The 14502-nt window shown below is 50.7% G+C and carries 9 protein-coding genes; 2 read left to right on the top strand and 7 right to left on the bottom strand.

Features of this window, described 5'->3' with window-relative positions:
• Positions 1-162: 162 nt before the first annotated feature.
• Both AC27N8_RS30305 and AC27N8_RS30300 read right to left on the bottom strand, forming a co-directional pair.
• Entirely contained in the window at positions 163-1479 is a 1317-nt protein-coding gene (locus AC27N8_RS30305; RefSeq protein WP_487072511.1) for an Nramp family divalent metal transporter, read from the bottom strand.
• A 115-nt stretch (positions 1480-1594) separates the two neighbouring features.
• A complete protein-coding gene (locus AC27N8_RS30300) occupies positions 1595-2302 on the bottom strand; it encodes a metal-dependent transcriptional regulator (RefSeq protein WP_487072509.1) in 708 nt (235 codons plus the stop codon).
• Positions 2303-2673: 371 nt separating this feature from the next.
• Between AC27N8_RS30300 and AC27N8_RS30295 the strand changes: the two genes are divergently transcribed.
• Entirely contained in the window at positions 2674-4749 is a 2076-nt protein-coding gene (locus AC27N8_RS30295) for a protein kinase domain-containing protein (RefSeq protein WP_487072507.1), read from the top strand.
• Positions 4750-4909: 160 nt separating this feature from the next.
• Here AC27N8_RS30295 and AC27N8_RS30290 read toward each other — a convergent pair whose 3' ends face one another.
• The 3 genes from AC27N8_RS30290 to AC27N8_RS30280 all read right to left on the bottom strand — a co-directional run bounded on the left by AC27N8_RS30290 (position 4910) and on the right by AC27N8_RS30280 (position 7393).
• Positions 4910-5281, bottom strand: coding sequence for a VOC family protein (locus AC27N8_RS30290; protein WP_487072505.1), 372 nt, complete (start codon positions 5279-5281; stop codon positions 4910-4912).
• A gap of 182 nt (positions 5282-5463) precedes the next feature.
• Positions 5464-6651: an MFS transporter gene (locus tag AC27N8_RS30285; RefSeq protein WP_487072503.1), complete on the bottom strand. Its 1188-nt coding sequence runs from the start codon at positions 6649-6651 to the stop codon at positions 5464-5466.
• Position 6652: 1 nt separating this feature from the next.
• A complete protein-coding gene (locus tag AC27N8_RS30280; protein WP_487072501.1) occupies positions 6653-7393 on the bottom strand; it encodes an endonuclease III domain-containing protein in 741 nt (246 codons plus the stop codon).
• A 204-nt stretch (positions 7394-7597) separates the two neighbouring features.
• Between AC27N8_RS30280 and AC27N8_RS30275 the strand changes: the two genes are divergently transcribed.
• Complete coding sequence (locus AC27N8_RS30275) at positions 7598-12085, top strand: hypothetical protein (RefSeq protein WP_487072499.1); 4488 nt, start codon at positions 7598-7600, stop codon at positions 12083-12085.
• Positions 12086-12218: 133 nt separating this feature from the next.
• Here AC27N8_RS30275 and AC27N8_RS30270 read toward each other — a convergent pair whose 3' ends face one another.
• Both AC27N8_RS30270 and xylB read right to left on the bottom strand, forming a co-directional pair.
• Complete coding sequence (locus AC27N8_RS30270; RefSeq protein WP_487072497.1) at positions 12219-12725, bottom strand: nitroreductase family protein; 507 nt, start codon at positions 12723-12725, stop codon at positions 12219-12221.
• Positions 12726-12935: 210 nt separating this feature from the next.
• The gene (xylB, locus tag AC27N8_RS30265; RefSeq protein WP_487072495.1) at positions 12936-14474 is read right to left on the bottom strand and encodes a xylulokinase; all 1539 of its coding nucleotides are present in this window, start codon (positions 14472-14474) and stop codon (positions 12936-12938) included.
• Positions 14475-14502: the final 28 nt, after the last annotated feature.

Below are 14502 nucleotides of genomic sequence, written 5' to 3'. Positions count from 1 at the left end.
GCATTCAAAGATGCCATGCTCGTGTTTAGAACTGGGCTATAGCCCAGTTCTCATTTGAATGCAAGGAAATATAAAAAATCTTAGCACAGTCGACCAACAAATACCATAGTCGAGTATTCTATAGCTGCCACAATCCTTATGTCAAAAAAGATCGAGGCAGCACTAGAAAAGTGTCGAGTAGAGTAACCAGACATTCAAGCTGATCACGACAATGGCGATCAAGACATGAACAACTGTCAGCCAGCGTGTATTCACAAATTCGCCCAGCAGATCACGACGTCGCGACAGCACAATCAGTGAGACGATGGTGAACGGCAATTGTAAACTCAGCACGACCTGACTTGTCACTAAGACTTTAACGGAGGAGATATTCAACGAGATAACGATCAAGGCGGGAATAAGCGTGATCACACGCCAGAGCCACATCGGCACAGACTTGTTCAGGAAACCCTGCAAGACCACCTGTCCGGCCAGTGTCCCTGTGATCGTCGAAGAAAGACCAGCGGACAGCAGGCCAATCCCAAAGGCCAGACCGGCAAAGATGCCCAGGCTTGGAACGAGTGTCACATAAGCGGTCTGCAAATCCAGATCATCAGCCGAGATATGTCCGAAAAAGACGGCTCCGGCGACGACCAGCATGGCCGCATTGACAAAAAAGGCCACATTCAGCGCTGCAATCGTATCGATTTTAGAGAGGCGTAGCACTTTGCGCCGCTCAACGGGAGTGGCGTCTCTGGTCAGGCGTTTTGGGGCCAGATACGAATGCAGGAAGATGTTATGCGGCATAACGGTGGCTCCGAGAATGCCGACAGCGATCAGGATACTTCCACTCGATACCTGTGGGACAACTGTATGAAAACCAATGGCCCCCCAATTGGGGTCTAATAATGCCGTCTCATATACATAGGCCAATCCAATAATGGAGACGAAGCCCATGATGAGATATTCGATCTTACGCAGGCCAAAGCGACTCAAGGCCAGCAGGCCCATCACAATCGCGCCTGTGAGCAGTGCGCCCGGAAAAAGAGGAATTTTGAATAAGATGTTAAAACCCAGTGCCCCACCAAGGATCTCTGCCAGATCGGTTGCCATGATTGCAATAATAGAGGTTACTCCCAGAAAGTTTGCAATTGGGCGTGGAAATTGTTCGCGAATCAGATAAGCCAGATCTTTACCGGTCGCCACACCGAGTTTCGCAGCGGCAATCTGCAAAAAGATAGCGACGATATTGCTTACTAGAATCACCCATAGTAGTTGATAGCCGAAGCCAGCTCCGGCCGCCAGATTAGTTCCCCAATTGCCCGGGTCCATATAGCCCACACTCACCAGGAAACCCGGACCAAGAGCCCGCAGAATATCCTGGAGTCCTACCCCCCAGCGGTTCTCGCCTCCCCAGGAGCGCTTCCACCCGGATAAGAGTCGAATATGAATTGGAGCATCATATTCGACTTTATTTCGTGCTTTTGATAACAACGCCATCTTAGACCACCTCAAACTACTTGATAGCTGCTGTCCATCCCACAACACAGCACCGACATACAGAAAAAGTTTGATCAGGCTTCTTGTTATAAAGTCTGGTAAGTTATAAATATATCTATTTAACCAGCGACTCTTCTACCTTCGAGGCCGTCACAATGATATGTTCCGCCAACTCTTTACCCAGAATATGATCGCTCTGCAGCGGAGCCTCACCGACGCGCACGCTGATAGGACCACCGAAAGGAGCTCGTGAAATGATTTCGATATGAGATCCCGGATAGAGACCGAGTTGTCCCAGATAGCAGAGTTTTTCGGATTCCTGATCGCTGACACGCACGATATGTGCCGACTGACCCTCAGGCAAAAGAGAGAGCTGTATCCCTTCACGCGCAATCATCACGCCATCCTTGCTAGGAATGGGATCGCCATGCGGATCAACCGTAGGATATCCCAACAGCTGATCAAGCTTATCCTCAAACTCCTCAGAGATCACGTGCTCTAATTTATCCGCCTCGTCATGCACTTTATCCCAGCTATAGCCCAACTCACGAGCCAGATAGAGCTCAAGCAAACGATGATGGCGGATCACTTCCATCGCTTTCTGCTCTCCCAATGGCGTCAGGCGTACCCCATGATAGGGGACATGCTCGACCCAACCAGCCGCAGCAAAATCTTTAAACAGCGTCGTCGCAGTTGCATCGCTCACCCCGAGATGCTCACTCACCGCCGAAGTAGAAACCTTTTGTCCTCGTTCCTGCATCGAATAGATGAGCTTTAGGCCATCGCTAATACGCGGTGCAAGTTCCTGAATAGGCTTTTGCACTTTTTCTGCTCCTCCAAACTAATTTTTTAGCTCCCTAAAAAAATAGTACCATTACAATAAAATAAAGTCAAGTAGGACAGCAAAAATAAACGCTGTGAGCTGTTCCCGGCTCCCACAGTTTTTCATGCGTCAAAGCAAGCCTCCTAAAGCTGTCACGCATGTGATAAAGTAGATAGACAGCAAAATATCCATCCCGAGAAGGTATTTTGCTTGCATAGTTGTTATAGCATATAAGAAGAAATGTTGTGCATAGTATAATAAACAACGTCAGCGATGGTGACCTCCAGTAAGGTGACCAGGCTGGTTGCATATTCAGGTATAATTTTATTTGATATGGCGAGTATAGTTTCCCGGTGCAAAGGATGCGTAAGGTGAAAGATGAATTATTAGGCAAGCAGTTAGCGAGTTACCAGCTTGTACAGTTACTAGGGCAAGGAGCATTTGGCAGTGTCTACCTGGGCAAACACTTCCTTCTGACACAAAAACCGCCAGTTGCGATCAAGATCCTAAATACCGCGTTGAATTCACAAGAAGAGTTTGATCGCTTCTTTCAGGAGGCCGTGCTCCTCGATACCCTCTCCCACCCGCATATTCTCCCCATCCTCGATGCTAACCTATATGAAGGGTATCCTTACTTTATAGCAGAATATGCACAGGGAGGATCACTACAAGATCGGCTGGAACAGCTCAACGGCGAACCGATGCCGCTGGATGAGGCATTGCAGGTATTACAGCAGGCCGGGGACGGACTACAGCACGCACATGATCTCGATGTGGTCCACCGGGATCTCAAGCCAGCCAACATCCTCTTCGACGCCAATGGAGAAGCGATGCTCGCCGACTTCGGGATCGCGCTCCAGGTCCAGAGGACACGGCGCGTCGATGAGATTGGCACTCCCGCCTACATGTCGCCAGAACAATTCAAGGGCAAGATCAGCAAGAAAAGCGATCAGTATGCCCTGGGCTGCATCGCCTACGAACTTGTCACCGGACAGCAACTCTTTATCGCCGACGATCCTTATACTATTGGCTATAAGCACATCTATGAAATACCGGCCGAACCACATACGCTCAATCCAGGCATCCCGCCACTGATCGAAGGAGTCATCCTCAAAGCGCTCTCCAAAGAGCACAACGATCGCTACGACTCTGTGGCCGATTTCGTGCAGGCACTGCTGGATGCTGCCACCCAGGAAACGCAGAGCAAACGCTCATCCGCGCTCGACACACGCCGCACAGGAAAGCAAGTCGTCCCCAAAAAACCGAAAAAAGCTCCAGCACAGGAACAAAAGAATGAGGGCGAGAGCGCAGGCACCGAACGAAAAAGTGTTAGCGATGGTGAGCGTCCGATAACAGCTCCTATCGCAGGAGCGAAGCGCAACCCGGCGCGCATAGCGCAGCAATCGAGCAGGAACGTCACGACGCAATTTATTCCCACCTGGACCACTACATCGGGACTTGATCAAGTATATTATGCCGAACCAGTCGTGGAAAAAGGGATCATCTACGCAGGCACCTACAGCACCGCTCCCTGGACAGTCGCGAGCCACAAGCATCTACGAGCCCTGGACGCCTCCACAGGTGAGCATCTCTGGTCCTACAAGACAAACTTCGGCATCTACGACGCTCCCGTCGTCGCCTTCGGGACCGTCTACTTCTGCGCGGGACACGCCGACGACGGCGGCAAGATCTGGGCTCTGGACGCTGATACCGGCGAGGCATTCTGGTCTCTGGAAACCGATGAAGTGCTTGAAGCATCACCGATCATCAACAACGACATCGTCTATATCCACTCACAGCACGCCGTCTACGCGATCAACGCCGCCACCGGACAGCAATATTGGGACGTCACGCTCAAAGCCGAGCTCCAGGGCCGGCCCATGATCACTGACAACACCGTTTATATTGGCACCACCCGCGGCCATTGCTACTCCGTCGACGCCGATCATGGACAGAAACTCGCCACCTATACAGATGTCGGTCGCCTACACGCCATCTTCAAGCTCGACGAGAGCACCGTCTGCCTCTTCACGCAGGACAACCAGCTCTACGCCCTCGACATGCATACCGGAGAGACCTACTGGTCCATACGGATCGAGCCGGATATGACCACCGATGTCGAAATCGTCAACGGCATCGCCTACGTCAGCCTGGGAGGCACCATTGAAAACTCATCGGCGCGGACCACACTCTTCGCCCTCGATATCGTCTCCGGCGAGCAGCTGTGGATCACCTATCTCAGAAACGAGATCGATGCCGTCCCACTCATCAAAAACGATATCATCTATCTCATCACCAGAAATCAGGACCTCTATATGCTCGATACCCAACAGGGCAAACGCATCCATTCGCTCAGGATCGGACACGGGAAAATCAGCCGTCCCTGCGTCAGCAACGGCTGGCTCTATATCAGCAACAACGAGATCAACGCCTTTAAACTCTCGTAATACCCAAAAGTAGCGTCGGACGCTTGCGTACGATGTTCCAGCTGCTCGTATGATTCGCCTCAATTTCGGTGAAGTACGTTGGCGAGCATAATCGTGCGATTTACTGGAACATCGTACGCAAGCGTCCGACGCTACTTTTGTAACAATCTGACCAGGAAAGCTACCAAGCAGGTCCCCAGATACCAAATTCGTTGCTATCAAGGTCTGTCAACTGCGCCCATTTGCCCCAGGGTTCAGTGGTCAGTTCCTGGGTAAGCGTAACTCCACGAGCTTTGAGCGTTGCGCACGTCTCTTCTATATTGTCAGTGTGCAAAACAAAGCCAGTCATGCCGGTTTTATCACTGCCACTTTGTCCACGCAAGCCGAGCATGATATGGGTCTGAGTACCAGGAAGAGCAATTTCCAGCCAGCGCTCAGTTTCGCTCATAGGCTGATCGTCTACCTTTTCAAAACCAAGCTTGTTCACATAAAAGTCGAGGGCTTTGTCCTGATCGCTGACCCCTATCGTGATGGTACCGATTTTCGTAAACATGTTTCCTCTCTTCTTTCTCTTCATTGGAAGCCCCTGTTGGGAAGTCTGCCAACTGGATAAAGTATCCCCAATCGGCAGATTGAGTATATCCCAATCAAGTAAAAGAAAACTTCTCGAATCTTACTTTTTTCAGACGTGCAGAGACACTCTTCGTTCTGTCATCATACTGAGCTTGACCCATTTTAGACGGTTCGCCTGATCATCATCGCCGACACGATCGCGAGCCCCCCCATAAAAATCGCCAGCGCCAGGGCTGCCACGAACAGGCTTGAGACGGAAGTTAACAAGCCCGCAATTACCGTAGGCACGACGGCGCCGATGTAGGACGCAGCGTAGAAGCTCGACGTCACTTGCCCTCGTACATTATCCGGTGCGATACGCGTGACAATCGCGAGGCCGGAACGGAAGGCGAATCCAGCCCCAATCCCACCGACGATAGCTCCAACTACCAGTAGCGGCAACGAGGCAGCAACCACAGCGACCACGACACATCCAGCGGCAAGAGGCAGGGTCGCCACTCCGATGAGTCCCCCTCTGCGAGCCGGAAGAGAATGGGCAGCGAACTGCGCCACAGCGCTGGCGACGAACATAGCGGCGACTACCAGCCCAGCAATCAGGTGGCTGGTCTCGTGTACGCTGGAAACGAGGATGTTACCGGTGAGGGCGGTCAGGAATCCGAAGAATGCGAACGAGGCAAGGCCTGCGATGGCCGCACCAGCAAACGGAGTTCGGATACTGCCAGGCACACCGATACCGTGCTGGCGAATCCCGGCACGCCACCCGTCGCGTTTGGTCACAGTTTCGGGGAGAACGAGACAGAAAACGACAGGCAATAACAGCACCAGACCAGCTAAGTAAGGTACCTGAAGCGGACTGGGCGCAAACTCGGCAAGCACTCCCGAAAGCACCGTCCCGAACGCCTGACCTCCAACGTTGGCAACAAGCGCTATCACCACCGGAGATCCTGATCCGGGTCTCCGTACTCCGAGTTCGGCAATATAGGCGGTGGCGCATCCAGTGACCATACCGACAGCGATTCCGGAGACCAGTCGACTTGTGAACAACGCCAGTAGTGACGAAGGAGTAAGCAAAATCAGCGCACTTACTGACGCCAGGATCACCGCACCAACCAGCACAGATCGGCGGCCGATGTGATCAGAAAGCCGACCCAGAGTCAGTAGCGAAGTCAACGCTCCGCCAGCGTAGACCGCGAAGATGGCTGTGACCAGAGCCGCCGAGAACCCCAGTTGACGAGCATAGATCGCGTACAATGGTGTCGGTAGTACCGCTACCACCATAACCACAAAAAATAGATAGGCGACCAGAGCCGAGTCCAGACGAGGAGAGCGAGAATCTAAGATGTTTTTCATATCAATTTTCGTGTTTTACCACTGTATGATAATAATCGCATAGTTCAGTCAGCGGGCATTGGCTACAGCGAGGTCGTTCATAGACGCAGATCCGTTGGCCAAGCCGAAGCAGTCCTTTATGGAAATTGTAGATAGTCCTTGCATCATCAGGCAACAAGACTTGCAAAAGCATATGAGCATTTTCTGCCGTGACTTTCTTGCCAATCAGCCCAATCCGAATCGAGGTGCGATGAACGTGGACGTCAACGGGAAGGATGGGCATCTGACAGCTAAAAAGCAACACACACGCAGTGGTTTTAGGCCCGATCCCGTGAAAGCGGTTGAGCCAGGCGGCAGCCTCCTCGAGAGGAAGATCACGGAGGAAGTTGAGATCCAGGTTGCCACGCTCCTCGGTGATCTGGCGCATGATGGCCTGAATACGCGGCGCTTTGACTTCAGGAAAGTTGACGTTAGCAATAGCATCCTGTACCTCCATGGTTGGCGCGTCTCGTACCCCCTCCCATGATCCAAAGCGCTTCAAAAGGTTGGCGTAGCCTGCTGCTGTCTGCTCATCACGTGTTCGATGCGAGAGAAGGATATCAACCAGCATACTCATCGGGTCTTTTTGGGAAAAGGATGCTTCTCCGAACTGCTCCGTCAATCGTGTCATCACTCTGAGCGCTTTGGCTGAAAGGGCAATCATATCGGCAGACGGATAACCATAATCCGCAGGATTCCGAGCTCGCTGGGGCGGCTGTTTCACGATTCTTTCCTCTTCTCTTGTGGCAAGCCATTTGTAGTGTACACGAATTGCCTTCAAAAACTGTTTCAACACATCTGCGTTGCCATGGAAGCGAAGACATCTTTCCGCCCCGCCAGATTATCCATTCTTGCACCATGCTGGATAAACAGGTATAATATAGCTCATCGATGCAAACGAGCATAACTTGTGTTTGTGGATAAAGGTATGGAAACGCTCATGGATGCCAATATTCTCCCCTTAATCTATATTGCCTCAGCCTCTCAAGATGAGAATCTACGCAAAGCATTAGAAACACACCTTGTTGCGTTAAAGAAACAACATCGTATCCGTCTCTGGCATCATCAACAGATTCCTCCAGGAGGAGATATACAGAAGATAAAAGAGACGAAGCTTGCCGAGGCATCCATTATCCTGCTATTGATGAGTGCCGACTTTATCAGTGAGTGTTACGAGGAAATGGAATTTGCCATCTCGTCTTGTCCATCGGCAATCATCATACCAATCTTATTACGCGGCGTGAACCTTCAGGATACACCGATTGAGCGGCTCCAATGCCTTCCACGCAGTGGCCCGCCTATCGATAAATGCAGAAATCGTGATGAAGCATTTCAAGAAATTTTAGGTGCAATTCGTGATATTCTTTCAGCTCAATCCTCACCTCACACAAAACAGAGAGGAGAGAGAGAACAAAGACTACAAGCCTTATTGATCGATCATCGCGGCTTTATGCAGGATCGTCTGGCCAGTTTCGTAGGACGCCAGCGCGAGTTCGCCGAGATCCAGCAACGCATCCATGACACAATGCAAACCGGGGGATATGTCACTATCACCGGACAGGCCGGACAGGGCAAGAGTAGTATGATTGCGAAACTGGTTGAGATGGCTGGTCAAGAGAGTGAAAATATAGCCTTCCATTTTATTCCGCTCAATCCCGGCCCCGATCATCAAGTCGGACTGCTGCGCAACCTCATGGCACGCCTCATCCTCAAGTACGATCTCTCTGATCTGTATGTAGCAAGTGATAGCCGCGCTGCTCTGCGCGACTATTTTCCCAAGGTGTTACACGACATCGCTGCACTGGAAAAGCACGAGGTCATTTTTATCGATGGCTTAGATCAACTTGAAGAAGACTTGAATGGCTATCGGGACCTGAGTTTCTTACCCAATAATCCTCCCCCTGGCATCGTTTTTGTGCTTGGCACCCGTCCTGATGATACGCTACACCCACTTGAACTGCTCAAGCCGTTTGAGAAATATAAGCTCCCGAATCTGAGCCGCGAAGATTTTGGTCTCATCCTCGCACATCGGAATGTACAACTAGAAAGAACGCTGGCGGATCAATTCTATTCCACCATGGAGCAAAATGCACTCTTTCTGGATCTCGTGGCAAGAGAACTAAGCGAGGTAGGAGCACTTCCAGCCAACGAGTTAATTGCTCGTCTTGCTCATAATCCCAACAATCTTTTCTCGCTTTCCATCGCTCGTTTCAAGCGGCAACGGTTAGAATGGCGAGAAGTGCTCAAACCTTTGCTCGGATTATTGTTAGCCGCACGTGAGCCACTGGGACTACGCACGCTCCGATCCATCTTGCTAATCGACGATGAACGACTACGCGATGGGATACAACGCTTAGGAGGTTTGCTCACAGATACAGGATCGCGCCGTTATACGTTATTCCACCTCAAATTACGCGATTATCTCAGACAAGATGAGCACAATCCACACCAGGAATATGTGTTTGCCGCAGATGAAGAAGAAGGTTGGCATGCTGAACTTGCGACATGGTGTGAGCAGGAGGGACTGAGTTCTATCTGGGAAAATACTCATGAAGTCAACGAGCAAGAACGACGGCTTTATGCTAGAAAGCATACGATTGCCCACTGGTATTTTGCTCATGAGTGGGATCGTATGTTTGCGATTCTGGATGAAGGAAGTTATGGCAAAGCGAAAGAACGTTATGATGTAAGTGCCCGCTCATACATTGAAGATCTTGATTATGGCCGTCGTGCTTCCATATGGCATGGTTGGAAATGGAACCTGGAAGAAGCATTGCAGCATCTCCCACGGTTGTGGTGCTATACCTTGCTTCGCTGTAGCTTAAGAAGTCAAGCTGATAACTATCCTGATGCCTTGTTTCGGCTCCTCCTCCTGAAAGGACGAGAACAAGAAGTGCTCGGACACGCAGAGTTATTGACCAATCCAGGAAGGAAGGCAATAGTCTTTCTTATGATCGCTGAGTATCTCTCAACACAACCAGATCGTCAAAGCGAAAGCCAGCAGTTCTTTCTGAGAATGTTTGAATTAGCTCGATCTTTCGCGGAGAATAATCAGCAAGCTTGGGCATTAATTTCTTTAACACATGCTCTCTCACAAGCCCAACGATGGGAATTGGCTGAAGTCATCGCTCGTTCCATCTCCAAGAGTGATGAGCAATCCTGGGCATTGAGAGCTTTAGCTGAAGCTCTCTCACAAGCTCAACTTTGGGATCAAGCTGAACCTATATGGAAACTGGCTGAAGAGATTGCTCATTCAATTCCATGGAGCAATGAACAAGCCACTGCATTAAATTCTTTAACACAAGCTCTCGCACAAGCTCAACTCTGGGATCAAGCTGAAGCCACCGCCCGTTCCATCTCCGATAATTATCAGCGAACCAGGGCATTAAATTCTTTAGCAGCTGCATTGGCACAAGCTCAACTCTGGGATCAAGCTAAACCTGTATGGGAGTTGGCTGAAGCTATCGCTCGTTCCATTCCCGAGAGCGATGAGCAAGTCAGTGCATTAAGTTCTTTAGCAGCAGCCTTGACACAAGCTCAACTCTGGGATCAAGCTAAACCTGTATGGGAGTTGGCTAAAGCTATCGCTCACTCCATCTCCGATAGCAATGAACAAGCCACTGCATTAAATTCTTTAACACAAGCTCTCGCACAAGCTCAACTCTGGGATCAAGCTGAAGCCACCGCTCGTTCCATCTCTCCTGAAAGCGATAAGCAAGCCAGGGCATTGAAAGCTTTAGCTGAAGCTCTCTCACAAGCTCAACTCTGGGAACAGGCTGAAAACATTGCTCGTTCCATCCCTCCTGAAAGCGATGAGCAATCCAAGGCATTGAATGCTTTAGCTGAAGCTCTCTCACAAGCTCAACTCTGGGAACAGGCTGAAAACATCGCTCGTTCCATCTCCGATAGCTATCAGCAAGTAAGCGCATTGAGTGAACTGGGAATAGCTATTATTGAAAAAAAGCAATATATAAATATCGAGAGTCTATGTACCACTGCTGAAACCATAATTCGTTCCATCTCCGATAGCTACCAGCAAGCCTGGGTATTAAGTACATTAGCACAGAACCTCACGCAAGCTCAACTCTGGAAACAAGCTGAACCTGTATGGGAGTTGGCCGAAGCCTTCACGCGTTCCATCTCCGATAGCTATCAACAAGCCAGGGCATTGAGCTCTTTAACACAAGCTCTCGCACAAGCTCAACTCTGGGATCAATCTGAAAACATCGCTCGTTCCATCTCCGATAGCTATCAACAAGCCAGGGCATTGAATTCTTTAACACAAGCTCTCGCGCAAGCTCAACTCTGGGATCAATCTGAAAACATCGCCCGTTCCATCCCTGATAGCGATGAGCGAGCCAAGGCATTGAATTCTTTAACACAAGCTCTCGCGCAAGCTCAACTCTGGGATCAATCTGAAAACATCGCTCGTTCCATCTCCGATAGCTATCAACAAGCCAGGGCATTGAATTCTTTAACACAAGCTCTCGTACAAGTTCAACTTTGGGATCAAGCTGAAAACATCGCTCGTTCCATCTCCGATAGCAATGAGCAAGCCAGAACATTAATTGCTTTAACACAAGCTCTCGCGCAAGCTCAACTCTGGGATCAATCTGAAAACATCGCTCGTTCCATCTCCGATAGCTATCAACAAGCCAGGGCATTAAGTTCCTTGGCAGCAATATTGATACAAGCTCAACTCTGGAAACAGGCTGAACCTATATGGGAGTTGGCTGAAGCCATCGCTCGTTCCATCTCCGATAGTTATCAGCAAGCCTGGGCATTAATTACATTAGCACAGAACCTCGCGCAAGCTCAACTCTGGAAACAGGCTGAACCTATATGGGAGTTGGCTGAAGCCATCGCTCGTTCCATCTCCGATAGTTATCAGCAAGCCTGGGCATTAATTGCTTTAACACAAGCTCTCGCACAAGCTCAACTCTGGGATCAAGCTGAAAACATCGCTCATTCCATTCCTGAGAGATTTCAGCAAGCTAATGCATTAATTGCTTTAACACAAGCTCTTGCACAAGCTCAACAATGGAAACAGGCTGAGGCCATCACTCGTTCCATCCCAGAGAGCATTCAGCAAGACTGGGCATTGAAGGATTTGGTACACTCCCTCGCACAAGCTCAACTCTGGGATCGAGCTGAAAACATCGCTCGTTCCATCTCCGATAGCTATCAACAAGTCAATACGCTCAATTATCTGATAGATCTCCTTTTCAAACAAGGAGAGTACGAACGAGGATATGCGCTCATAGAGCGGTCATGGTTACAGGCAGAGACAAGAACGTTTGCACTCGACATTTTTTCTTCAGTGGTAAGAGGACTTGTTCCACTAAAGCCTGACATAGGAATGATCCTCTACCAGGAGTTTCAGTGGGTCGATGAATTTCTTAGTGGGAAGAAATAAAGCACTGCTGCGACTAGGGCAGAGAGTCTGTATCTACGAGCGTCCTCTCTGCCACAGGTGCGCGATCACTGATCTATGCGATTACGACAAAACGGTAGTAAAGCCAGCATCGCGTCGATAAAAAGAGTAGCGCCTACTCGAACGCCTGTCCCCAGCGCTCGCGATGAGCGATCTGGCCTAACGGTTTCCGCTTTTTTGCTCCCTTGCCGATGTTCGCAACGGGATAGCCAAAGGGTAAGATAGCTAAAATATCGATCTCGTCGGGGATGCCCAGCAGAGAGCGAACCTGGCCGAGATTATCAAAGCCGACCCAGTTCGAGCCGATCCCCTGCTCCCAGGCCGTCAAGATCATCGACTGAATAGCTCGGCTGGCATCCGAGACTCCATAAGGGCTTTTCTCCAGCCCTATGACGATCGCCACGGGAGCTTGCGCGATGTATGGTCCTGAACGTGCCAGAGAACCCAGTTGATGTAACGTCTCCTTCTCCTGTACCACAACAAAATGCCACGGCTGACCGTTCATACTGCTCGCGGACAGATGTCCCGCTTCAACAATCTGATGCACAAGGTCTTCTGGAATCGGTTTATCCTGAAATTGACGCACGGCCAGCACGGTGCGAACAGCCTCGAAGACTTCCATGGTAAAGCACTCCTTCTCAAGTTCACAAATAGACAAGCAAAAATTTCATACTCAATAGCTTCTATCAAGTATCTGATTCAAACGCTCAAGATACAATAAAATCACACAAACATCTCTAGTATATAATTACCAGGAGCAATTCAACACGATTTTTTGCATAATAACAGATGGTCGCGCTATCTCTATAGCACGACCATCTGTTACCTGATGTTAGAGGGGACGACTGATGATTGGCTTGAGAGCCGGATACAGTGCTTTGTAGACTTCGTATGCTTGCTCATAAGCTGGAGCCAGCTCTTTATTGGGAGCGGTCCGCGAAACGATCTTGACGGTTTTGGCACAGGCTTCCTGGACAGATGAGTAGACGCCTCCAGCGACACCGGCAAGCAGAGCCGCTCCAAAAGCAGGTCCTTCGCTGGCATTGGTGATCACCAGTTCAACGCCCAGCACGTCGGCAATGATCTGCCGCCAGAGTGGACTCTTGGCTCCGCCGCCAGTTGCACGTACCTGATCCAATTGGAGTCCTTGCTCCTGGATGATTGAGTAGCAATCCTTGAGGCTAAACGCGACACCTTCCAGCACGGAGCGCACCAGATGGCGTCGATCGTGACTGGCTGTCAGACCGATCCAGCCGCCGCGAGCATAGGCATCCAGATGGGGCGTGCGCTCGCCCTGCATATATGGCAAGAAGATCAATCCTTCGCTGCCAGCCGGGACACTTTCAGCCTCTCTTGAGAGCAGTTCATAAGCATCCAGGCCGGTCCAGCGCTCCAGAGCACGTTCGGGCAAGCCGATATTATCGCGTACCCAATGCAGAGAGAGTCCAGCACCTTGTGTGACGCCCATCAGATACCAGGCATCAGGGACGGCATGATTAAATGTGTGCACGCGTGGCACGGGTCCAGAGACGTCAACCTGGGGAGTGTTCGAATGTGCAAGGACAATCCCGCTGGTGCCGATCGAGAGCAAAGCCAGTCCGGGCTCTACAACACCATTGCCGACCGCACCGCAGGCATTATCAGCTCCGCCGCCGGCCACGGGCGTGCCCTGATGAAGTCCGGTCAATTCAGCAACCTCAGCGGTGATCGAGCCACTGGCCGCATCGGCTGGCACAACGGGAGGCAATAACGATGGATCAAGTTCGAGCGCCGTGAGCACTTCCTGCGACCAGGTACCATGCTTGACGTCAAGCAGGACTGTTCCGGCAGCATCCGAGATCTCCATCGCCAGGACGCCGGTCAGACGATAGCGAATATAATCCTTTGGCAGCAGCATCGTTTTGGCGCGAGCAAATATCTCCGGCTCATTATCGCGTATCCAGAGCAATTTGGGAGCGGAGAAGCCGGTCAGCGCGGGATTGCTGACGTATTCGATCAACTTGCTGGCCCCAACTTTTTCAGTAATCCAGCGACACTGCTCGTCGCTGCGCTGATCCGCCCAGATAATGCAGGGACGCAAAACCTGCTGATCGCTATCCAGCAGGACCACGCCATGCATCTGACCAGACAGGCCAACTCCACGGACATCCTCGGCGGAAGCCCCCTGCTGAGCGGCGGCGGTGAGACAGGATCGGATCGCCGAAATAGTCGCCTGCCACCAGTCAGATGGCAACTGCTCAGCCCATCCTGGATGAGGATGATATAACTCATAATCAACGAAAGCATCAGAGACGACATGCCCATCATCAGCAGCGAAAAGAGCCGCCTTGACTCCCGTCGTACCGAGATCAATACCTAGAAGAGTTTGCATTATGTACTTGCTCCTTTACAATAAAAAG

This window comes from Dictyobacter sp. Z7_2, assembly GCF_057551105.1.
Note: the sequence above shows the minus strand (reverse complement) of the source record. Positions and strands in the feature narration are given on the sequence as shown.

Bases quoted from the DNA above. Each gene is read 5' to 3' on its own strand.
- AC27N8_RS30270 (WP_487072497.1), bottom strand. From the start codon at position 12,725: ATGGAAGTCTTCGAGGCTGTTCGCACCGTGCTGGCCGTGCGTCAATTT.
- AC27N8_RS30275 (WP_487072499.1), top strand. From the start codon at position 7,598: ATGGAAACGCTCATGGATGCCAATATTCTCCCCTTAATCTATATTGCC.
- AC27N8_RS30305 (WP_487072511.1), bottom strand. From the start codon at position 1,479: ATGGCGTTGTTATCAAAAGCACGAAATAAAGTCGAATATGATGCTCCA.
- AC27N8_RS30285 (WP_487072503.1), bottom strand. From the start codon at position 6,651: ATGAAAAACATCTTAGATTCTCGCTCTCCTCGTCTGGACTCGGCTCTG.
- AC27N8_RS30290 (WP_487072505.1), bottom strand. From the start codon at position 5,281: ATGTTTACGAAAATCGGTACCATCACGATAGGGGTCAGCGATCAGGAC.
- xylB (WP_487072495.1), bottom strand. From the start codon at position 14,474: ATGCAAACTCTTCTAGGTATTGATCTCGGTACGACGGGAGTCAAGGCG.